Below are 20,160 nucleotides of genomic sequence, written 5' to 3'. Positions count from 1 at the left end.
AGAACGAGGTGAGGAGACCCGTGCCAATGACAACGCCGCTCCTGGGACAGATGATGGACGTGCCGCTCAACGTGTCGTCGCTGATCGCGCACGCCGCACGCTATCACGGCACCACCGAGATTGTGTCGCGCCGCATCGAAGGCGACATTCACCGCTACACCTATCGCGATTGCGAACGGCGCTCGAAGCAGCTTGCCCAGGCGCTCATGAGGCTCGGCATCACAGCGGGCGAGCGCATCGGCACGCTGGCCTGGAACGGCTACCGGCATCTCGAGGCCTACTTCGGGGTGACCGGTTTCGGCGCGGTGTGTCACACCATCAATCCACGCCTTTTTCCCGAGCAGATCGCGTTCATCGTCAACGATGCCGACGACCGCTATGTGCTGTTCGACACCACCTTCGCGCCGCTCGTTGCGCAACTCGCGCCGCAGTGCCCGAACGTGCGCGCCTGGGTCGCGCTGACCGACGAGGCGCACCTTGCTGCCTGCGCGTCCATCGCGGCGCCCGTGCTCTGCTACGAAACGCTGCTCGCAGCCGAAGACGGCGCGTTCGACTGGCCCGTGCTCGACGAACAGAGCGCATCGAACCTCTGCTACACGTCAGGCACCACGGGGCATCCGAAGGGGGCGCTGTATTCGCACCGGTCGTCTGTGCTGCATGCGTTCGGGGCGTCGCTGCCCGACGCCATGGGGCTGTCGTCGCGCGATTCCGTGCTGCCCGTCGTGCCGATGTTCCATGTGAACGCATGGGGCATTCCGCATGCCGCGCCGCTTTCGGGCGCCAAGCTTGTGCTACCGGGCAAGGACCTCGACGGCAAGTCGCTGTTCGAGCTCATGGAGGCCGAACGCGTCACGTTTTCAGCGGGCGTGCCGACCGTCTGGATGGGCCTGCTCAACCACGTGCGGCAACACGGCACGCGGTTTCACTCGCTCGAACGAACGGTGATCGGCGGCTCGGCCTGTCCGCCTGCGATGCTGCGCGCCTTCGAGGACGACTACGGCGTGCGTGTGATCCACGCCTGGGGCATGACGGAGATGTCGCCGCTCGGCACGCTGGCGAGCCTCAACTGGGAGCAGTCCCAGCGGCCGCGCGAGGCGCAGCACGCGCTGCTGCAAAAGCAGGGCCGAACGATGTTCGGCGTGGACATGAAAATCGTCGGACCGGACGGCGCGGAGCTGCCCTGGGACGGCGTGGCGTTCGGCGACCTGCACGTGCGCGGGCCATGGGTGATCGACCGCTACTTCCGCCACGACGAATCGCCGCTCGTGAACGGCTGGTTCCCGACCGGCGACGTCGCCACGATCGACGCCGACGGCTTTCTCAACATCACCGACCGCAGCAAGGACGTCATCAAGTCGGGCGGCGAGTGGATCAGCTCCATCGACATCGAGAACATTGCCGTGGCGCATCCCGCCGTGGCCGAGGCCGCGTGCATCGCCTGCGCGCATCCGCGCTGGACCGAGCGGCCGCTGCTCGTGGTCGTGAAGCGTGCGGGCAAGACGGTGACGCGCGAAGACCTGCTCGCCTTCTACGAAGGCAAGGTCGCGAAGTGGTGGATTCCGGACGACGTGGTGTTCGTCGACGAACTGCCGCACACCGCAACGGGCAAGCTGCAGAAGCTCAAGCTGCGCGATATGTTCCGTCACCACGTGCTGCCGACTGCGCTGGGTGGGGAATGCGGTGGCCTGGGTGGAGACTGAGCCACCACTCGCGCAGTTAAATTGAACGACCGTTCTTTTTTGTGTATGCTCCAGCTGACCCGGGTTTGTCGGACAATGCAGCCGACAGCGCCCAACGCGCACCGGCAAGCATGGAGGCAGACACATGGCAGTCGACTACACGACCCGGGACGGCATCGCCGTCCTTACCCTCAATAACCCGCCCGTCAACGGATTGGGCCACGCCACGCGGGCCGGCATCGTGGCAGGGCTCGACCGCGCGAATGCCGACCCGGACATCGTCGCGATCGTGCTCACGGGTGCCGGCAAGGCCTTTTCGGGCGGCGCCGACATCACCGAATTCAACACGCCCAAGGCCACTCAGGAGCCGATGCTCGGCACCGTCATCAAGGCGGTCGAAGCGAGCGCCAAGCCGGTCGTAGCCGCCATTCACAGCGTCGCGATGGGCGGCGGACTGGAGCTTGCGTTGGGCGCGCATTACCGCATCGCGGCCCCCGGCGCGCAGATTGCGCTGCCGGAGGTCAAGCTGGGCCTGCTGCCTGGCGCCGGCGGCACGCAGCGTCTGCCGCGTGCGGTGGGCCTCGAAACCGCGCTCAACATGATCGTGTCCGGCACGCCGGTGATGTCGGAAAAACTCGCCGGCACGGGGCTCTTCGATGAAATCGCGCAAGGCGACCTGCTCGACGCGGCGCTCGCGTTTGCGCGCAAGGTGGCGCACAAGGGCGGCACGCATCCGCTGTTGCGCAAGCGCGAGATCGAGCATGCGAACGCCGCGGGCTTCATCCAGTTCGCGCGCAACAGCGTGGCCGCGGTCGCAAGGCACTATCCGGCGCCGCACAAGTGCATCGATGCAGTCGAGGCTGGCGTGAAGAACGGCTTCGACAAGGGCCTTGCCATCGAGCGTGAATGCTTCATGGCGCTCGTGCAAACGCCGGAAAGCCGCGCGCTGCGCCACGCGTTCTTCGGCGAACGGGCAGCAAGCAAGATTGCCGACGTACCCGCCGGCACGCCGGTGCGCAAGATCGAAAAGGTCGCGGTGATCGGCGCGGGCACGATGGGCGGCGGCATCGCGATGAACTTCGCCAACGCCGGGTTGCCGGTTACGCTGCTCGAAACGAAGCAGGAAGCGCTTGACCGGGGCCTCGCCACGATCCGCAAAAACTACGAAGCGAGCGTGAAGAAGGGCAAGCTCAACGCCGATTCGCTCGAAAAACGCATGGCGCTGATTCGCGCGACGCTCGCGTGGGACGACCTGAAGGACGCGGACCTCGTCATCGAAGCCGTATTCGAAGAGCTGGGCGTGAAAGAGCAGGTGTTCCGTCAGCTCGACGAAGTGGCGAAGCCGGGCGCGATCCTGGCCTCGAATACTTCGACGCTGGACCTGAACCGCATCGCGTCGTTCACGAAGCGGCCGCAGGACGTGGTGGGCATGCACTTCTTCAGCCCGGCCAACGTGATGAAGCTGCTCGAAGTGGTGCGCGGCCGCGAGACGGCCAAAGACGTACTCGCCACCGTGATGCAGGTCGCGAAGACCATCCGGAAGACCGCAGTGGTCTCCGGCGTGTGCGACGGCTTCATTGGCAACCGCATGATCGAGCAGTACCTGCGCCAGGCGCTCTTCATGCTGGAAGAAGGGGCGCTGCCTGCGCAGATCGATCGGGCCATCGAAAAATTCGGCTTTGCCATGGGCCCGTTCCGCATGAGCGATCTCGCCGGCAACGACATCGGCTGGGCCATCCGCAAGCGCCGCTATCGCGAACAGCCTGAAATGCACTACTCGAAGATCGCCGACCGCCTTTGCGAAGCCGGCCGCTTCGGCCAGAAAACGGGTGGCGGCTGGTACGACTACCAACCGGGCGACCGTACGGCGCAACCGTCCGCCGTGGTGGACGAGATGATCGTCGCGTACTCGAAGGAAATCGGCGTGGCGCGCCGTAAGATCGCCGACGACGAGATCGTGGAGCGACTCGTGTTCGCACTCGTCAACGAGGGCGCGAAGATTCTGGAAGAGGGCATCGCATCGAAGGCATCGGACATCGACATGGTCTATCTGACCGGCTACGGTTTTCCGCTGTGGCGCGGCGGCCCGATGCTGTACGCCGACACGGTGGGCCTTTACAACGTGGAGCGGGCCATTCGCCGCTACGCCGCGCAACCCAACGGCGACGCCTGGCAGATCGCGCCGCGCATCGTCGAACTGGCGGCGCAGGGCCGCGGTTTTAATTGACCCATTGACCTTTAGCCGCAGCGAACACCAGCGGAGTGACGAGATGAAAGGCGTACACGAAGTTCTGCTCGTCGTGGACGTGCAGAACGATTTCATGCCCGGCGGCGCGCTCGCCGTGCCGCACGGCGACGAGATCGTGCCGGTCGTGAACCGGCTTGCACGCGGCTTCAGTCACGTGATGCTCACACAGGACTGGCACCCGGCCTCGCACGTTTCGTTTGCGGCGAACCATGCGGGCCGTGCGCCGTTCGAAACCATCGCGCTGCCGTACGGCGACCAGGTGCTGTGGCCCGCGCACTGCGTGCAGGCCACGCCCGGTGCGCAGTTCCATAGCGAGCTCGACGTGCCGCATGCGCGCGGCGTGATCCGCAAAGGGCACCACGCGAACGTGGACAGCTACTCGGCGTTTCTCGAAGCCGACCGCAAGACGCCCACGGGTCTTGCAGGCTATCTGCGCGAGACAGGCGTCACGCGCGTGTGGTGCTGCGGACTCGCCACGGACTACTGCGTCGCGTGGTCCGCGCTCGATGCGCGCGCGGCCGGGTTCGAGGTGGTCGTAATCGAAGACGCTACACGCGCCATCGACCTCAACGGCTCGCTTGCCGTGGCCTGGCAGCAGTTGCAGGCCGCGGGCGTGAGCCGCGTGCAGAGCGCCGAGGTGCTGCGCTGAAGGCAGAGCCGCCAAAAGCGCCCCAAAAGCGCGGCCACACCCACACATCAACAGCAACATGAATGGCAGGAGACAGGCATGACTGACGCAGTAATCGTATCGACGGCCCGCACGGGTCTCGCCAAATCGTGGCGGGGCGCATTCAACATGACGCACGGCGCGACGCTGGGCGGCCACGTGACGAAGGCCGCCGTCGAGCGCGCGAAGCTCGACCCTGCGCGCATCGAAGACGTCATCATGGGCTGCGCGAATCCCGAAGGCGCGACGGGCGGCAACATCGCGCGCCAGATCGGCCTGCGCGCGGGGCTGCCTGTCAGCGTGCCCGGCATGACGGTGAACCGTTTCTGCTCGTCGGGCCTGCAAACCATCGCACTTGCCGCGCAGCGGGTGATGGCGGGCGAGGGCGACGTCTACGTGGCGGGTGGCGTGGAGTCGATCTCGTGTGTGCAGAACGAGATGAACCGCCACATGATGGCCGAAGGCTGGTTGCTCGAACACAAGCCCGAAATCTACTGGACGATGCTGCAGACGGCGGAGAACGTCGCGAAACGCTATTCGATTTCGAAGGAGCGCCAGGACGAATACGGCGTGCAATCGCAACTGCGCGCGGCCGCGGCGCGCGAGGCGGGGTTGTTCGATGCGGAGATCGTGCCCCTGACCGTGCTCGCGGGCGTCGCGGACAAGGCGAGCGGCCGTCTCTTCACGCAGGAGGTGACGATTGCCGCCGACGAAGGCATTCGTGCGGACACCACGCTCGAAGGCGTGGCGAAGATCCGCACGGCGCTGCCGGGCGGCGTCGTCACGGCGGGCAACGCGAGCCAGTTCTCGGATGGCGCCTCGGCCTGCGTGGTGATGAACGCCAAGGTGGCGGAGCGCGAGGGGCTCGAGCCGCTCGGTATTTTCCGCGGCTTCGCGGTGGCGGGCTGTGAGCCGGACGAAATGGGCATCGGCCCGGTCTTCGCCGTGCCGAAACTGCTCAAGCAGGCGGGGCTCAAGGTCGAGGACATCGACTTGTGGGAGCTCAACGAAGCGTTCGCCGTGCAGGTGCTCTATTGCCGCGACAAGCTCGGGATTCCGAACGAACGGCTCAACGTCAACGGCGGCGCGATTGCGGTCGGCCACCCGTACGGCGTGTCGGGCTCGCGGCTCACGGGGCATGCGCTGATAGAAGGCAAACGCCGCGGCGCGAAGTTCGTGGTGGTCACGATGTGCATCGGCGGCGGGCAGGGCGCGGCGGGATTGTTCGAGGTGGTGTGAGGCGAGTAGGAGGGCGGGAGCGGCGGGGCAGTAAGAAGTGACGTTGGTGTTTATCGAGGGCTGCGCCATGAAGTTGCGTCACGAAGTTGCGTCATGAAGCTGCGGGCGCGGCCGGATAAACGGCGGCGCGCCCGCGAACCTTGCTGCGTTTCAGACCATAGGACCATAGGACCATCAGCCCATCAGGTTTGCGGATCGGCGCTCTGATCCGGGGATGCATCCGCGGCGGGCTGGGCGGCTGCATCGTCTGCCTGCTCGTCGTCTTTTTTCTCCAGATGCTTTTCGAGTGCGCTGGCGCCTTCGAAGCCGGCGACTGCGGCGAGCCCTTTGGTGAGAAGCGATGCGTCTGGATCGACCTTCTCCGTTGCCTCCACTGCTGCGATCGCACCCGCGATCTCACCTACCGTATTCAGAATTCCCATGGCAATCACCGTCAAAGTGGAACATCAATCGTACGAATCGACTCGCTGGCCACTCGGGTAGCAGGCGGATAGCGAGTCGCTGCGGCGGCCGTTACCGTCGCGCCGCCGGAGGGAACATTAGCACCGCGACGCGCTGGAAAGTGCGAAGAATTGTTAAACGGAAACCCGGCATGAAGCCGACCATGGCGTGCGCGAGGAGCCGCGACTGAAGCGGCCAACCGGATGACGGAGAAGGCACGATGCCTCCGCGCGGCGCGGTTCGCGGCCATCCAGGCCGCGTAGGCGAGCAGGTATCATGGCGGCTTGCCACCCGCACGGCGTGGCACCGCGCGCCACGGCGGGCGAGCCCGCGCCGTTTCAGACCAACCCGACTACAGGTGAACAAGTTGATCCGTCATATCGTGATGTGGAAGCTCAAGGAAACCGCCGAAGGCGCCACGCGTGAACAGAACGCGCAGACCCTCAAGGCGAAGCTCGAAGCGTGCCGCGGCATCGTGCCGGGCATCGAGCATCTGGAAGTGGGGCTTGCGGCGCCCGGCCTCGAGTCGACCTACGACGTGGTGCTGGTCTCCGATTTCGCCGACAAGGCCGCGCTCGACGCCTATCAGATCCATCCCGTGCACGAGGAAGTGAAGAAGTTCATCTCCGGGGTGCGCGAAGCGCGCCAGTGCGTGGACTACGAAGTGTGAGCCTCGCGATGAGCGACGCACAGCCTCCGGCGGGAGCAAGCCCACAAACGCCGCCCATGATCGAAAGCCCGTTCGTCGATCATCTCGGCGTGCAGGTCGTCCGTGCCGCCGACGGCGCGAGCGAAGTCGTGCTGCCGCTTGCGCCGATGCATCTGAACACGTGGGACGTCGCGCATGGCGGCGTCACCATGACGCTCGCCGACGTCGCGCTCGCCATGGCGGCGCGCAGCCTCGCGCCGGACGGCGTGGGTGTAGTCACCGTCGAAATGAAAGTGAACTTCATGCAGCCGGGCCGCGGCGAATTGCGTGCGTCGGCGCGCGTGCTCCATCGCTCCACCACCATGGCCTACTGCGAAGGCGAGATTCGCGACACGGCCGGTCACTTCGTCGCCAAGGCGCTCGGCACCTTCAAGTACATGCGCCGCCTCGCCGTGGGCCGCGAGATCACGCAGCAGCGGCTGCGCACCGATCCGACAGCGCGTCCCGGGCCGAGCGACGGCTGAGCGTTTCACCCGGCTGGCGCGCCGCGCGCGGATCGTGGCGTGCCGCTTCCTGTCTCGCTTCCTGTTCCCGTCACCTGTCCCGCTGGCTCAATCCAATCGAAGAGGTGCCTGTCATGTCCCCGACCAATCGTCAGATCCTGCTGGTCTCGCGGCCGCCCATGCCGGGGCCCGCCACGCCGGACAACTTCCGGCTCGTCGAAACGCCGCTGCTGCCGCTGGAAGCGGGCCAGGTGCGCGTGCGTAACCACTATCTGTCGCTCGATCCGTACATGCGCGGCCGCATGAACGACGCGAAGTCGTATGCGCCGCCTCAACCGCTCAACGAAGTGATGCTGGGCGGCACGGTGGGCGAAGTGGTGGAGTCTACGCATCGCGACTTCGCCGTGGGCGACAAGGTGGTCGGCATGTTCGGCTGGCAGGAGTACGGCACCTCCAACGGCGAGGGGCTGCACAAGGTGGACGACACCCACGTGCCGCTGTCGGCGTACCTCGGCGCCGTCGGCATGCCGGGCGTGACCGGCTGGTATGGCCTCAACCGCATCATCGGACCGAAGCCGGGCCAGACCGTGGTGGTGAGCGCGGCGAGCGGCGCGGTGGGCAGCGTGGTCGGGCAACTGGCGAAGCTCGCCGGATGCCGCGCCGTGGGCATCGCGGGCGGCGCGGAAAAATGCCGCTACGTGGTGGAGACGCTCGGCTTCGACGCCTGCGTCGACTACAAGGCCGGCAATCTCTACGCGGACCTCAAGGCCGCGACGCCGCAGGGCGTGGACGGCTACTTCGAGAACGTGGGCGGCGCGGTGCTCGACGCCACGCTTGCGCGCATGAATCCGTCCGGACGCATCGCGCTGTGCGGCATGATCGCCCGCTACGACGGCGCGCCCACGCCGCTCGCCCATCCCGAACTGATGCTCACGCAGCGGCTGCTCGTACAGGGTTTCATCGTGACCGAACATCTCGATTGCTGGCCGGAGGCGCTGCGCGAACTGGGCTCGCTCGTCGCGCAGAAGAAACTGCATTACCGCGAGAGCATTGCCCAAGGGCTCGAACGCGCGCCCGAGGCGTTCATCGGCCAGCTCAAAGGCCAGAACTTCGGCAAGCAGTTGGTAAAGCTCATCTGAACTGAGTGGAGCTTATCTTCGATATGACCGTTCCCTTCGAGTTCGACGGCAAGGTCGCCGTCATCACCGGCGCCGCGAGCGGATTCGGCCGGGCTTTCGCGCAGAAGGCAGCCGTGCTCGGCATGAAGCTCGTGCTCGCCGATGTCGACGGCGACGCGCTCGCCGCGTGTGTGACCGCGCTGTGCGACGAGGGCGCCGAAGCCGTGGGCGTGGCGACCGACGTGTCGCAATCCGCGCAGGTCGAGGCGCTCGCGCAAACGGCGCTCGATACCTTCGGCAAGGTGCATCTGCTTTTCAACAACGCGGGCGTCGGTACGGGCGGCTTCCTCTGGGAGAACACCGAAAACGACTGGACGTGGGTGCTCGGCGTCAACGTGATGGGCGTGGCACACGGCGTGCGCGTGTTCGCGCCCATCATGCTGCGGCAGAAGGAGCCGGCACACATCGTGAACACGGCGTCGGTAGCCGGGCTGCTGGCGCCGCCCGCCATGGGCGTCTACAACGTGTCGAAGCACGCCGTGGTGGCGTTGACCGAAACGCTCTATCACGATCTGAACATCGTGGGCGGCGAGGTGGGCTGTTCGCTGCTGTGCCCGGCGTTCGTACCGACCGGCATCGCCGAATCGCATCGCGCGCGGCCCGAGGCGCTGCGCAACACAGAGGCACCCACGCGCTCCCAGGCCGTCGCGCAAGTGCAGCTTCAGCGCGCGGTGAAATCGGGCAAGCTCTTGGCCGCCGACGTGGCCGAGCTCACCTTCGACGCCGTCCGCGAGCGGCGCTTCTACATCCTCACGCATCCCGCGATTCTGCCCTCCGTGCATCTGCGCCACGAGGACATCGAATTGATGCGCAACCCTACCGATCCGATGTCGTTGAAGCCTGAGACGGGGTACTCGGCGTGACGCCACTGAACCCCAAGATCGCGCTGGTTCTCGACATGGTGGCGCGCGCAAAGCGGCCGCCGTATCACGAACTGACGCCGGTCGAGGCACGCGCCTCTTACGAGCGCAGCGCGCCCATTCTTGAAATTGGGAGCGCCCCGATGTTCTCCGTGGAGGACATCGAGGTGCCCGTGCGCGACGGCGCCGCCATTCGCGCGCGGCTCTACTTTCCCGTCGAGCCGCAATGGGCGGAGCCGCTGCCCGCGCTCGTCTACTACCACGGCGGCGGGTTCACGGTGGGCAGCGTGGATACGCACGATGCGCTGTGCCGCATGTTCGCGCACGACGCGCATTGCGCGGTGCTCTCCGTGGACTACCGGCTTGCGCCCGAGCATCGCTTCCCCACTGCGGTGAACGACGCATTCGATGCGCTCGCGTGGCTTCATGCGAACGCAGCCGTCTACGGCATCGACGCGGCGCGCATCGCGGTGGGCGGCGACAGCGCCGGCGGCACGCTCGCCACGGTCTGCGCCGTGCTCGCGCGCGACGCGGGCATCCCGCTCGCGCTGCAACTGCTGATCTATCCGGGCGCCTCGGCGCATCAGCAGACGGAGTCGCACGCGCGGCTCTCTGAAGGCTATCTGCTCTCGGGCGACACCATTCAATGGTTCTTCGCCCAGTACGTGCGCGAGCCCGACGATCGCAACGACTGGCGCTTCGCGCCGCTCGACGGCGAGCGCGATGCGCCGTCGTTCGATCGTCTCGCGCCCGCGTGGATCGCGATTGCCGGGTACGACCCGCTCAGCGACGAAGGCAACGCTTACGCCGCCAAGCTCCGGGCTGCGGGTAACGTCGTCACGTTGGCCTGCTATCCGGACATGATCCACGAGTTCTTCAAGATGGGCGGCTTCGTGCCCGAGGTCGCACACGCGCATGCCGATGCGGCAGCGGCGCTGCGCGCGGCGTTTGGGGCGGTTTGAGGTGGGCTTGAGGCGGTCTGAGGCGGTTTTGGGGCGGTTTGAGTGGCGAGCGGGCGGCGCGGTATTTCACGGCGTGGCCTGCCTCTTGCCGTGACCGCGCTCTGTGTGCGCTGCGACTACCACGCGCCACAACGCGTCGCAACGCGCGCTACGTCCCGCTACAACGCGCGCGTCACGTCGAACGCGTACTCGCGTTCATAGTGGCCGGGCCGGGCGATGCGGTGAGAACCGTTGTCGTCGCTGCGCTCGATCGCTTCCACGCTGATCGCTTCACCGTGTACGGCCACGCGTAAGGCCGTCGTGCCGCGCGTGCCGTAGTCGGGCGTGTCGATGAACGCCGCCGAAAGCGCGCGCTCGCGTTCGAGCGTGATGCCGGTGGCCGGCAGTTCGTCGTCGCGCGCCAGTTGCGGGTCGCGCATCATCTCGACGAGGCTCGCGAGCGGCGCATGAGGGTCTGCCGCGAGGCGCGTGGCCAGCTCGCTGCGCTTTCGCACGAGCTTGGGCCACGGCGTGTCGAGCACGGCGTTCGAAATGCCGTGCGTGCCGGCTTCGAGCAAGGCGGGCGGGGCGCTCGACCGGTTGCAGTACCAGCCCAGTTCGCGCCGCGTCCAGTCGCCCACGATCAGGTTGAAGCCGTTGTAGATCTCGCCGTCGCGCGCCACGCGCCGCAAGTAGTCGAGCGGCGTTGTGCGGGGTTGCGTCAACCACGCCGAGACGAGTGTGCCGCGTGTCGGCGCGTCGGCGCGCATTTCACGCGGCGCGCGGTAGTTCGTGAGCGCGGCGAAGCGGCCGTCGCGCGTCATGCCGAGCCACGTGCCGCCGCCCACGAGATCGCGCCCGGCCAGCAGCGTGGGCGCATCGGACCACCAGTGCATCGGCTCGGCGGTGCGCCTGAAGAATTCGTCGCGGTTGGCGGCTAGCGTGAAGAGCGCGCCCTCGGTGGCGTCGGGGCGCCAGTCGAACACGATCAGGCACATGGCGTCGCACCGGCCACGCCGTGAAGACTGCCGGCCGTCACCGCGTCAAGCCTCGACCGGCAGCGAATAGGGCAGCGGCTCGAACGCGAGCGCCGGGCCGTCTGCGGCGCCCAGGTGCACGGAGCCGGATTCGAGCGCGGCGAGCTTGATTTCGGCGAGCACGTCGTACACGCCGGCGGGCGCCGCCGCGGCGTTGACCACCATCCCGCACGGCTGGCCGGGATCGTCCGAATGGAACAATTCTGCGCCGGCATGAAGAGCGCCGGCTGCGGCCCCGGCAGCCGCGTCGGCCTCGGCGCCGATTCGCGCGAGCGCCGTGCGCCGCTTGATCGTGCCGCGATACTGGCTGCGCGCCACCACTTCCTGGCCGGGGTAGCAGCCTTTACGGAAATTGACGCCGCCCAGCACGTCGTAATTGACCATCTGCGGCACGAACTGCTCGACGACGGGCTGCGTGATGCGCGCCTCGCCCGCGCGAATGTCGAGCCAGTCCCACACCGCGGGCGACACCTGCGCGAGTTCGGAGAGCGTCCCAAGCCGCGCTTCGACCTCGGCCTTCGGGCCAACCCACAGATAACGCAGGCGCCCCGCGGCGTCCGGTACGCGGATGAGCGACCCCGCCGCGCCGTCCACCTTCACGTGCACGCCGTCGGGCAGCGCGTCGAACACGCGCGAAAGCGCACCGCGCACGTCGCCGGCGAGGCCCACCACGGCGACCGCATCGCTTGCGTCCGCGAGCCTGGCCTTGGCGCGCAGGATGAACATCGAGAGGCGCTTTTGCACCGCCGGCTGCACGTCCTTCGACACCAGCAGCCGGATCGTCTCGCCCGTGCGCCAGGTGAGGAACGACGCGAGCAGCCGGCCCTTCGGCGAGCAGTAGCCCGCAAGGCGCGCGTTTGCGGCGTCGAGGTGCTGGATGTCGTTGGTGAGCTGGCTGTGCAGGAAGTTGGCGGCGTCGTCGCCCGTGGCGTCGATGGCGCCGAACTGCGTGAGACGCATCCAGGCGCCGCGTTCCAGCACGGCGTCGAAGTCGCCGGCAGCGGGGCGTTCAAGGGGAGCAGCGGCGGTGGTGACGGCCGCCGTGGCCGGAGCGGGAGCGAGCGGTGAGTTCATGGAAACGGGATTGAGTCAATCCTGACTTGAGCGAGGGCAAGCAAGTATTATATGGGGTCTATCTGAGCCCTGTTTCGCATGTCCCTGCTGAAGAAATGTCTCGCCGCCGGCACGGCGCTCGTCGTCCTGGCGGTTGCCGCTCTGGCGGGCGGCGTCTGGTATTGGGCGACGAGCCCCGTCAAGCTTGCCGCTTCCCAACTCGACGTCTCCATCGCTCCGCACAGCACGTTGCGCAGCGTGACCGCGCAGCTCGTGCGCGGCGGCGTACCGGTGCAGCCGGAGCTGTTCGTCGCCATGACGCGCGTGGTGGGCCTGCAAAGCCAGGTCAAGGCGGGCAATTACGAGTTCAAGGCGGGCGTCACGCCGTGGCAGGTGCTGCAAAAGCTCGCGCGCGGCGACGTGAACGAGTTCGCGGCGACCATCATCGAAGGGTGGACGTTCAGGCACATGCGCGCGGAGATCGACGCCAATACCGCGCTCGCGCACCAGACGGCCGGCATGAGCGACGCCGAACTGCTGAAAGCCATCGGCGCCGCCGATACACCGCCCCTCGGCAACGCCGAAGGGCTGTTCTTTCCGGATACGTATCTGTTCGACAAGGGCACGAGCGACCTGGACGTGTACCGCCGCGCCTACCGCCTGATGCAGCAGCGCCTCGCCGAAGCGTGGGCCGGCCGCGCGCCGGGCTTGCCGTTCCGCACGCCGTACGAGGCGCTGACCATGGCATCGATCATCGAGAAGGAGACCGGCAAGCCCGCGGACCGGCCGCTCGTGGCCGCCGTCTTCGCGAACCGGCTGCGCGCGGGCATGCCGCTGCAGACCGACCCCACCGTGATCTACGGAATGGGCGCGAGCTATACGGGGCGAATCCATCGGCGCGACCTGCAGACGGACACTCCCTACAATACCTACACGCGGATGGGGCTGCCGCCGACGCCCATTTCGCTGCCGTCGGTCGCGTCGCTGCAGGCGGCCGTGAATCCGGCACCCAGCGCGGCGCTCTATTTCGTGTCGCGCGGCGACGGCACCAGCATCTTTTCTGACACGCTCGGCGATCACAACAAGGCCGTCGACAAGTACATCCGAGGGCAATAAATGGCGCGCGGCAAATTCATTACGCTCGAGGGCATAGACGGCGCGGGCAAGACCACCCATCTCGCGTGGCTGCGCGAGCGCCTCGAGCAGAAGGTCGGCCCCACCGGGCACGCTGTGGTGATGACGCGCGAGCCGGGCGGCACGCCGCTTGGCGAAGCGCTGCGCAATATCCTGCTGCACGAATCCATGGACCTCGAAACGGAGGCGCTGCTGATGTTCGCCGCGCGCCGCGAGCACCTCGCCCAGGTGATCGAGCCGGCGCTCGCGCGCGGCGACTGGGTGCTCTCGGACCGCTTCACCGACGCCACCTTCGCCTACCAGGGCGGCGGCCGCGGACTGCCGCGCGACAAGCTCGAAGCGCTGGAGCGCTGGGTGCAGGGCGGCTTCCAGCCGGATCTCACGGTGCTCTTCGACGTGCCGCCGGAAACCGCCAGCGCCCGGCGCGGCGCGGCGCGCGAACCGGACCGCTTCGAAAGCGAGTCCGACGCCTTTTTCACGCGCACGCGGGCCGAGTATCTGCGTCGCGCCGAAGAGGCGCCGTATCGTTTTGCGATTGTCGACTCGACGCAGAGCATCGAAGAGATTCGCCGGCAGCTGGATGAGATCGTGGCGGCGCTGTGAAACCGGCAATATCCTCATGCATCGCACGAATAATTTCTCGTAATCGATTGATTTTAAAATAGAAAAGATGATCTATCCGTGGCAGGCCGACGACTGGAATCGCCTTCAGCAACTCCGTGCGCACTGGCCGCATGCGCTGCTGCTGCATGGGCAGGCCGGCATCGGCAAGCTCGACTTTGCCCGGCATCTCGCCAAGGGGCTGCTCTGCGAGGCGCCTCAGGCCAACGGTGAGCCGTGCGGCGCTTGTGCCGCCTGCAACTGGTTTGAACAGGGCAATCACCCGGACTACCGGATCGTGGTGCCCGAAGCGCTAGCCGCTGAACTGGGCGCCACCGCCGCAGACGAAGGCAAGCCCGAAAAGGACGACGCCGACGACGGCAGCGGCAAGAAGACCCGCACGCTGAGCAAGGAAATCAAGATCGAGCAGGTCCGTGCGCTACTGGACTTCAGCGGCATCGGCTCGCACCGGGGCGGCATGCGCGTGGTCGTGCTCTATCCAGCCGAGGCACTCAACGTCGCGGCGGCCAACGCGCTGCTCAAGACGCTCGAGGAGCCGCCGGCGGGCGTCGTGTTCCTGGTGGTGTCGGCGCGTATCGACCGGTTGCTGCCCACCATCGTGAGCCGCTGCCGCCAGTGGCCGATGGGCACGCCCTCGGCGCAAGACGCCACCGCCTGGCTCAAGGCGCAAGGCGCCGATGACGCCGAAGCGCTGCTCGCCGAAGCAGGCGGTGCGCCGCTCGCCGCGCGCGCGCTTGCGCACGACGAAAACCGCACGCTGCGCGACTGGACGCTGGCCCAACTCGCCGCCGGGGCACGCTGCGACGCGTTCGCCTGCGGCGAGACGCTGCAGAAACTGCCCGTGCCGCTCGTGATCGGCTGGCTCCAGCGCTGGCTCTACGATCTTCTGGCGCAGCGCACGGCGGGCCGGCCGCGTTACTTTCCGCAGGCGTCATCGGCGCTCGCGCGTTGCGCCGGCGAGATGAACACCGACGCGTTCGCGCGTTTCCAGAGAACCGTGACGCGCCAGCGCAGGGTGGAGAACCATCCGCTCAACGCGCGTCTGGTATTCGAGGAACTGTTTCTGGGTTATCGGGAGCTGTTCGGCTGACGGCGGGCGCGGTCAAGTCGACATTGCGGCGTCATTGCGCCACCGTCGCGTTGCCCCGTTGCCGTTGCCGGCGCCTTGCCTTCCCGAAATCCTCTGTAAGCCTAGCCGGATACTTGCCATGACCCTTTCGTATCGCGATGCCACGCTCGACGATCTGCCCGCCATTGTCGCCATCTACAACTCCACGGTCGCCTCGCGCCAGGTCACGGCGGATCTGGAGCCGGTCAGCGTAGACAGCCGGGTGCCGTGGTTCCATGCGCACGGGCCCGCCACGCGACCGCTGTGGGTCGTGGAGGAGGCCGGCCGCGTGGTCGCGTGGCTCAGCTTCTCGGACTTCTATGGCCGCCCGGCTTACCGGCATACGTCGGAGGTCAGCATCTATCTGGACGAGGCCGTGCGCGGCAAAGGCCTCGGCCGGCAATTGCTCGCCGCAGCCCTTCAGGCGGCGCCTGCGCTCGGCATTCACTCGGTGCTGGGTTTCATCTTCGGCCACAATGAGCCGAGCCTGCGGCTCTTTCGCGGCTACGGCTTCGAGACCTGGGGCACGCTGCCGCGCGTCGCGGTGCTCGACGGCGTGGAGCGCGATCTCGTGATTCTCGGCAAGCGGGTCGATGCCGAGGGGTGATAGCCGGTCGATCCCGTCGCGCTGATGCCGCGTAACGGTCGCTGAGACTGGCTCTTCGCGCGTTGCCGGTTACCGGACGCAAACCCTGCCGCAAACGCGGACGCAAGCTATCCGCACGTCCGCCACACTTGCCGGTCAAACCCCGCAACCGTCATTCATAACCCACCACAACCGACCCGCGCAGGATTTCCCCATGTTTGTCGACTCGCATTGCCACATCAACTTCGAAGGACTCGGCGACCGCCTGCCGCAGGTGCTCGAAAACATGCGCGCGCATGACGTGAGCCACGCGTTGTGTGTTTCCGTCGATCTGGAAACGCTGCCCTCGGTGCTCGACATCGCGGGCACCTACGAGAACGTCTACGCGTCCGTGGGCGTGCATCCCGATCACGAGGAGGCGAAGGAGCCGACCGTGGCCGAACTCGTCGAACTGGCGCAGCACCCGAAGGTAGTGGCGATCGGCGAGACCGGGCTCGATTACTACCGCCTCGGCGAGCGCACCATCGCGGACATGGAATGGCAGCGCGAGCGTTTTCGCACCCACATTCGCGCGGCGCACGCCACGGGCAAGCCGCTCATTGTCCACACGCGGGCGTCGTCGGACGACACGCTGCGCATCATGGAAGAGGAGCGCGCCAGCGGGCCCGGCGGCGTGATGCACTGCTTCACCGAGCCCTGGCCCGTGGCCGAACGCGCGCTGGCGCAGAACTTCTACATTTCGCTCTCGGGCATCGTCACGTTCAAGAGCGCCACCGACGTTCAGGACGTGGCGCGGCGCGTGCCGCTCGAGCGCCTCCTGATCGAAACCGATTCGCCGTATCTCGCGCCTGTGCCGTACCGCGGCAAGCCCAATGAACCTGCGTACGTGAGTTATGTCGGAAGGTTCATTGCCCAGCAACGCGACGTCACCGACGCCGTGGTGGCCCAGGCGACCACGCGCAACTTCTTCCGCCTGTTCCGTATTCCTGCTCCCCAGGATGTCTGAAGGCGCGGCGGTACATGCGGCGAGTGTGCAGGCAATATTTCAGTATGATCAGTAAGATAGACAAATAATTTAAGGTAAAACATGAAATTCGATCTTCGGCCTTCGCGCGCTATTGCAGGTTTCCTGGCAGACGGTTCTTTGGTGAACCATCGGGCTGCATCGTCCCGGCATGCCGGTGTTGCATCGGTATCGGCTTTGCTGCGGCGCGGCGTAGCGTCCCTGGCGCTCGCCGCCGGGTTCGCCGGCACGCTGGTGGCCGCGCCCGCGCAGGCAGCGCCTGCGGACACGATGATCAAGGCCGTGAAGTTCGACGACGTGAAGGAAGTCAACAAGCAACTCGCGAACGGCATGGACCCGAACCTGACCGACGACCAGGGCATCCCGCTCCTCGTGCTGGCGGCGCGCGAGCAGTCCAACAAGGTGGCCGCGGCGCTCGTCGCGAATCCGAAGACGAATATCGAGGCGCAAGACAAGGCAGGCGAGAACGCGATGATGCTCGCGGCGCTGAACGGCGACCTCGACCTCGTGAAGCTCTTGATCGCGAAGGGCGCCGAGGTCAACAAGAAGGGCTGGGCGCCGCTGCATTACGCGGCGGCGAACGGCCACGACGACGTCGTGAAGCTGCTGCTCGATCAGTCGGCCTATGTCGACGCGGGCTCGCCCAACGGCACCACGCCGCTCATGATGGCCGCGCGTGGCAACCATATTTCGACAGTCAAGCTGCTGCTCGACAACGGCGCGGATCTCAACGTGAAGAATCAGCTGGGTCTCACGGCGCTCGACTTCGCGAAGCACTACAAGGCGCCGGACGTGGTGGAAGGCTTGACCGCCCGTATCGCCCAGACGCAGCAGCAGGCGCCCGCGGCTGCGTCGGCACCGCAAAACAGTGCAAAATAGCGGATTGATGCGCCGCGCGCGGAAATGAAGGGCCGCCCACGCGGCGCATCGTTGCATTGCTCGCTTTTCTTGCGCGATCGTTGCATCCTCTTTTTCGGCCGGCAGCGGGGCCGGGCGCATCCTGCGCGCGACCGCGCCGGACCACACGTATGCATCAAGGGAGAATCATGCTGCGGGTTCTGATCCGGGCCGGCGCTTGCGCCGGCGCGCTTGTCTTGCCGGTTGCCGCCTTCGCGTTCACGGCGAGCGACCTCAACCGCCTTTGCATGAAAACGGACGTGGCGTCGCGCGCCGCATGCGCTGCCTACATCGAAGGCGCGGCAGACGGCGTGTTCAATACCATCGACGCCATTGGCGGCACCACCGGCCCGCGCGTGGGTCAATACTTCTGCCTGCCGCCGGACGCGCGCTCCGCGCAACTGACGGACGCGGTACGCAAGTACATTGCCGACAATCCGAACGTGGCCGGCTACAACGCGAGCACGGCGGTTTCTCTGGGGCTCGGCAAGGCCTTTCCCTGCAAGACCGGCAACTAGCCGCGAGCCGCCGGGTAACCGGGCGCCGTTGCCGGCCTGGGGCTGTGCCAGCGGCGGGCTGCACGGGCGGGCAGCGTTTGCTGAGGGCGGCCACGCGGGCGCGCCGCGGCAGATTGTGGGAAGCGGCGTCGCTGCGTGACGCAAGGCTGCTTGCGTGAAAGGTCGCCCGGGAGGCCGCCCCGCAGGCTGCCCCACAGGTTGCCTGATAAGTCGCCCGTCTTCCCGCTACCGGGAGAAGGAGGAGAAGGCCGCTCATGATCACGATCGACGATCTCGAACGCATCGCCTCGGCACCGCTGGAAGCGTGGCCGGGAACGTTGCTCTTCACCGCGATCGGGCTTGCGTTCGCTTTCGGCGTCCACTGGGCAGGCGGCCGCGTGCTTATCCGCATCGCGCGGCCTTATCCGATTCTCAGCGTCTTTCTGCGCTACATCGACAAGCCGGCGCTCTTCGTCGTCGCGATTCTCATGCTCGAAATCGTCTGGTGGGAGGCGCCGGACACGCTCCATTTCATCGGCAGCCTGCGCGATCTCGCGGCGTTCGCGCTGATCGGCGGGATGACCTGGCTTTCCGTGCGCTCGGCCGCCGCGATCGGCGAAGCGATCATCGAGGCGCATCCGCTCGATACCGCGGACAACCTGCAGGCGCGGCGCATCCATACCCAGGCGCGGGTGCTGGCGCGCTCGGTGATGGTGGTGATCGTGATCGTCGGCGTAGGCGCGGCGCTCATGACCTTTCCGAACGTGCGGCAGATCGGTGCGAGCCTGCTCGCCTCGGCCGGCGTGGCGGGTCTGGTGGCCGGTATCGCCGCGCGGCCGGTGCTCGGCAACCTGATTGCGGGCTTGCAGATCGCACTGTCCCAACCGCTTCGCCTCGACGACGTGGTGGTCATTCAGGGCGAGTGGGGCCGCATCGAAGAGATCACGGGCACCTACGTTTCGGTACGGCTCTGGGACCAGCGCCGGCTCATCGTGCCGCTTCAGTGGTTCATCGAAAACCCGTTCACGAACTGGACGCGCAGCAGCGCGGAGATTATCGGCACCGTGTATCTCTGGCTCGACTACCGCATGCCGCTCGCGCCGCTGCGCGAGGAACTGGCGCGCATCGTCGCCGAAGCGCCCGAGTGGGACCGGCGTGTGCAGGTGTTACAAGTGACCGACACCAGCGAACGCGCGATGCAGTTGCGTATTCTCGTCAGTTCGCAGGATTCCGGGCTGAACTGGGACCTGCGCTGCCGCGTGCGCGAAGGGCTGCTCGACTTCGTGAACCAGCATTACCCGCAATACTTGCCGCGTGCACGGGCCGAAGTGTCGGCGGAACTGGAGAGCAGCACGCATGGCGCGCACGGCCGCCACGTGCCAGGCTCGCGACACCACGCATCGAGCACGGCGGCGCATACCGAGGCCGACCCGGTGGCGGGCCGCAGCGCGCGTGCCGCAGGCCGCGCGGCGCGTCCGTCTGACGACGACGAACGGGCTGCCGGCGACGTGCCTGCCCCCGTCGACGGCGAGGCGAGAGGCAGCCAGCCGGCCCAGGCGCAAGCGCCGGACCGATAGCGCGCGACTGGACGCGGCCACGGTGGCTGGCCCGCCAGATCGGTCCGTCTTGATACGACACGGCAGCCATCGCGTTCACGGCGACCGCCACGGCTAAGCCGCGCAGGTTCCGGCAACCCGCACAAACACAAGGACGAGGCACCGCAGCGACAGGCGCGATAACCTCACCACCACACGCCACGAGACCGGCGCAACGCGAGCAGACGAACACTCGGCACAAC

At 66.9% G+C, this 20,160-nt stretch carries 20 protein-coding genes; 17 read left to right on the top strand and 3 right to left on the bottom strand.

The window, feature by feature from the left end; all coding sequences use genetic code 11:
* The first annotated feature begins 26 nt into the window (after window positions 1–26).
* From P2869_RS08530 to P2869_RS08515, 4 genes are all read left to right on the top strand, one after another.
* Window positions 27–1,700 carry a 3-(methylthio)propionyl-CoA ligase gene (locus P2869_RS08530; RefSeq protein WP_277598018.1) on the top strand — a complete coding sequence of 558 codons (1,674 nt, stop codon included), beginning with the start codon at window positions 27–29 and terminating at the stop codon, window positions 1,698–1,700.
* A 124-nt stretch (window positions 1,701–1,824) separates the two neighbouring features.
* Window positions 1,825–3,906, top strand: a complete 2,082-nt coding sequence (locus P2869_RS08525; protein WP_277598017.1) for a 3-hydroxyacyl-CoA dehydrogenase NAD-binding domain-containing protein — start codon at window positions 1,825–1,827, stop codon at window positions 3,904–3,906.
* A gap of 43 nt (window positions 3,907–3,949) precedes the next feature.
* Entirely contained in the window at window positions 3,950–4,576 is a 627-nt protein-coding gene (gene pncA, locus P2869_RS08520; protein WP_277598016.1) for a bifunctional nicotinamidase/pyrazinamidase, read from the top strand.
* A gap of 78 nt (window positions 4,577–4,654) precedes the next feature.
* Window positions 4,655–5,833 (top strand): acetyl-CoA C-acyltransferase, encoded by a 1,179-nt coding sequence (locus P2869_RS08515; protein WP_017773887.1) that lies wholly within the window; start codon window positions 4,655–4,657, stop codon window positions 5,831–5,833.
* 182 nt (window positions 5,834–6,015) lie between these two features.
* Here P2869_RS08515 and P2869_RS08510 read toward each other — a convergent pair whose 3' ends face one another.
* Entirely contained in the window at window positions 6,016–6,255 is a 240-nt protein-coding gene (locus tag P2869_RS08510) for a hypothetical protein (protein WP_277598082.1), read from the bottom strand.
* Window positions 6,256–6,641: 386 nt separating this feature from the next.
* Here P2869_RS08510 and P2869_RS08505 point away from each other — a divergent pair, with 386 nt between their 5' ends.
* From P2869_RS08505 to P2869_RS08485, 5 genes are all read left to right on the top strand, one after another.
* Window positions 6,642–6,944, top strand: a complete 303-nt coding sequence (locus P2869_RS08505; RefSeq protein ID WP_026121261.1) for a Dabb family protein — start codon at window positions 6,642–6,644, stop codon at window positions 6,942–6,944.
* Between the two features lie 8 nt (window positions 6,945–6,952).
* Window positions 6,953–7,447 (top strand): PaaI family thioesterase, encoded by a 495-nt coding sequence (locus tag P2869_RS08500; protein ID WP_199540013.1) that lies wholly within the window; start codon window positions 6,953–6,955, stop codon window positions 7,445–7,447.
* A 113-nt stretch (window positions 7,448–7,560) separates the two neighbouring features.
* A complete protein-coding gene (locus P2869_RS08495; protein ID WP_277598015.1) occupies window positions 7,561–8,565 on the top strand; it encodes an NADP-dependent oxidoreductase in 1,005 nt (334 codons plus the stop codon).
* Between the two features lie 23 nt (window positions 8,566–8,588).
* Window positions 8,589–9,467, top strand: coding sequence for an SDR family oxidoreductase (locus P2869_RS08490; protein ID WP_277598014.1), 879 nt, complete (start codon window positions 8,589–8,591; stop codon window positions 9,465–9,467).
* Window positions 9,468–9,502: 35 nt separating this feature from the next.
* Window positions 9,503–10,426 carry an alpha/beta hydrolase gene (locus P2869_RS08485; RefSeq protein WP_277598081.1) on the top strand — a complete coding sequence of 308 codons (924 nt, stop codon included), beginning with the start codon at window positions 9,503–9,505 and terminating at the stop codon, window positions 10,424–10,426.
* 158 nt (window positions 10,427–10,584) lie between these two features.
* On the opposite strand, the gene P2869_RS08480 is transcribed toward P2869_RS08485, so the two are convergent.
* Both P2869_RS08480 and P2869_RS08475 read right to left on the bottom strand, forming a co-directional pair.
* Window positions 10,585–11,403: an NRDE family protein gene (locus tag P2869_RS08480; protein ID WP_277598013.1), complete on the bottom strand. Its 819-nt coding sequence runs from the start codon at window positions 11,401–11,403 to the stop codon at window positions 10,585–10,587.
* A gap of 45 nt (window positions 11,404–11,448) precedes the next feature.
* Window positions 11,449–12,516 carry a folate-binding protein gene (locus P2869_RS08475; protein WP_277598012.1) on the bottom strand — a complete coding sequence of 356 codons (1,068 nt, stop codon included), beginning with the start codon at window positions 12,514–12,516 and terminating at the stop codon, window positions 11,449–11,451.
* Between the two features lie 78 nt (window positions 12,517–12,594).
* Between P2869_RS08475 and mltG the strand changes: the two genes are divergently transcribed.
* The 8 genes from mltG (at window position 12,595) to P2869_RS08435 (ending at window position 19,939) form a co-directional block, all read left to right on the top strand.
* Window positions 12,595–13,611 carry an endolytic transglycosylase MltG gene (gene mltG, locus P2869_RS08470; RefSeq protein ID WP_277598011.1) on the top strand — a complete coding sequence of 339 codons (1,017 nt, stop codon included), beginning with the start codon at window positions 12,595–12,597 and terminating at the stop codon, window positions 13,609–13,611.
* Window positions 13,612–14,232, top strand: a complete 621-nt coding sequence (gene tmk, locus P2869_RS08465; RefSeq protein ID WP_277598010.1) for a dTMP kinase — start codon at window positions 13,612–13,614, stop codon at window positions 14,230–14,232.
* Between the two features lie 67 nt (window positions 14,233–14,299).
* Complete coding sequence (locus P2869_RS08460; protein ID WP_126877301.1) at window positions 14,300–15,340, top strand: DNA polymerase III subunit delta'; 1,041 nt, start codon at window positions 14,300–14,302, stop codon at window positions 15,338–15,340.
* 118 nt (window positions 15,341–15,458) lie between these two features.
* Complete coding sequence (locus tag P2869_RS08455; protein ID WP_277598009.1) at window positions 15,459–15,965, top strand: GNAT family N-acetyltransferase; 507 nt, start codon at window positions 15,459–15,461, stop codon at window positions 15,963–15,965.
* A gap of 193 nt (window positions 15,966–16,158) precedes the next feature.
* Window positions 16,159–16,950 (top strand): TatD family hydrolase, encoded by a 792-nt coding sequence (locus P2869_RS08450; protein WP_277598008.1) that lies wholly within the window; start codon window positions 16,159–16,161, stop codon window positions 16,948–16,950.
* An 81-nt stretch (window positions 16,951–17,031) separates the two neighbouring features.
* A complete protein-coding gene (locus tag P2869_RS08445; protein WP_277598007.1) occupies window positions 17,032–17,847 on the top strand; it encodes an ankyrin repeat domain-containing protein in 816 nt (271 codons plus the stop codon).
* 167 nt (window positions 17,848–18,014) lie between these two features.
* Window positions 18,015–18,383 carry a Rap1a/Tai family immunity protein gene (locus tag P2869_RS08440; RefSeq protein ID WP_017773902.1) on the top strand — a complete coding sequence of 123 codons (369 nt, stop codon included), beginning with the start codon at window positions 18,015–18,017 and terminating at the stop codon, window positions 18,381–18,383.
* 254 nt (window positions 18,384–18,637) lie between these two features.
* Window positions 18,638–19,939 (top strand): mechanosensitive ion channel domain-containing protein, encoded by a 1,302-nt coding sequence (locus P2869_RS08435; protein WP_277598006.1) that lies wholly within the window; start codon window positions 18,638–18,640, stop codon window positions 19,937–19,939.
* Window positions 19,940–20,160: the final 221 nt, after the last annotated feature.

It is taken from the genome of Paraburkholderia sp. SUR17 (genome assembly GCF_029536165.1).
GTDB classification, from domain to species: domain Bacteria; phylum Pseudomonadota; class Gammaproteobacteria; order Burkholderiales; family Burkholderiaceae; genus Paraburkholderia; species Paraburkholderia kururiensis.
Note: the sequence above shows the minus strand (reverse complement) of the source record. Positions and strands in the feature narration are given on the sequence as shown.

What these genes read in the sequence shown, in the direction of transcription:
- P2869_RS08530 (WP_277598018.1), top strand. Translation starts at nt 27, where the DNA reads ATGACAACGCCGCTCCTGGGACAGATGATGGACGTGCCGCTCAACGTG.
- P2869_RS08525 (WP_277598017.1), top strand. Translation starts at nt 1,825, where the DNA reads ATGGCAGTCGACTACACGACCCGGGACGGCATCGCCGTCCTTACCCTC.
- pncA (WP_277598016.1), top strand. Translation starts at nt 3,950, where the DNA reads ATGAAAGGCGTACACGAAGTTCTGCTCGTCGTGGACGTGCAGAACGAT.
- P2869_RS08515 (WP_017773887.1), top strand. Translation starts at nt 4,655, where the DNA reads ATGACTGACGCAGTAATCGTATCGACGGCCCGCACGGGTCTCGCCAAA.
- P2869_RS08510 (WP_277598082.1), bottom strand. Translation starts at nt 6,255, where the DNA reads ATGGGAATTCTGAATACGGTAGGTGAGATCGCGGGTGCGATCGCAGCA.
- P2869_RS08500 (WP_199540013.1), top strand. Translation starts at nt 6,953, where the DNA reads ATGAGCGACGCACAGCCTCCGGCGGGAGCAAGCCCACAAACGCCGCCC.
- P2869_RS08495 (WP_277598015.1), top strand. Translation starts at nt 7,561, where the DNA reads ATGTCCCCGACCAATCGTCAGATCCTGCTGGTCTCGCGGCCGCCCATG.
- P2869_RS08490 (WP_277598014.1), top strand. Translation starts at nt 8,589, where the DNA reads ATGACCGTTCCCTTCGAGTTCGACGGCAAGGTCGCCGTCATCACCGGC.
- P2869_RS08485 (WP_277598081.1), top strand. Translation starts at nt 9,503, where the DNA reads ATGGTGGCGCGCGCAAAGCGGCCGCCGTATCACGAACTGACGCCGGTC.
- P2869_RS08480 (WP_277598013.1), bottom strand. Translation starts at nt 11,403, where the DNA reads ATGTGCCTGATCGTGTTCGACTGGCGCCCCGACGCCACCGAGGGCGCG.
- P2869_RS08475 (WP_277598012.1), bottom strand. Translation starts at nt 12,516, where the DNA reads ATGAACTCACCGCTCGCTCCCGCTCCGGCCACGGCGGCCGTCACCACC.
- mltG (WP_277598011.1), top strand. Translation starts at nt 12,595, where the DNA reads ATGTCCCTGCTGAAGAAATGTCTCGCCGCCGGCACGGCGCTCGTCGTC.
- tmk (WP_277598010.1), top strand. Translation starts at nt 13,612, where the DNA reads ATGGCGCGCGGCAAATTCATTACGCTCGAGGGCATAGACGGCGCGGGC.
- P2869_RS08460 (WP_126877301.1), top strand. Translation starts at nt 14,300, where the DNA reads ATGATCTATCCGTGGCAGGCCGACGACTGGAATCGCCTTCAGCAACTC.
- P2869_RS08455 (WP_277598009.1), top strand. Translation starts at nt 15,459, where the DNA reads ATGACCCTTTCGTATCGCGATGCCACGCTCGACGATCTGCCCGCCATT.
- P2869_RS08450 (WP_277598008.1), top strand. Translation starts at nt 16,159, where the DNA reads ATGTTTGTCGACTCGCATTGCCACATCAACTTCGAAGGACTCGGCGAC.
- P2869_RS08445 (WP_277598007.1), top strand. Translation starts at nt 17,032, where the DNA reads ATGAAATTCGATCTTCGGCCTTCGCGCGCTATTGCAGGTTTCCTGGCA.
- P2869_RS08440 (WP_017773902.1), top strand. Translation starts at nt 18,015, where the DNA reads ATGCTGCGGGTTCTGATCCGGGCCGGCGCTTGCGCCGGCGCGCTTGTC.
- P2869_RS08435 (WP_277598006.1), top strand. Translation starts at nt 18,638, where the DNA reads ATGATCACGATCGACGATCTCGAACGCATCGCCTCGGCACCGCTGGAA.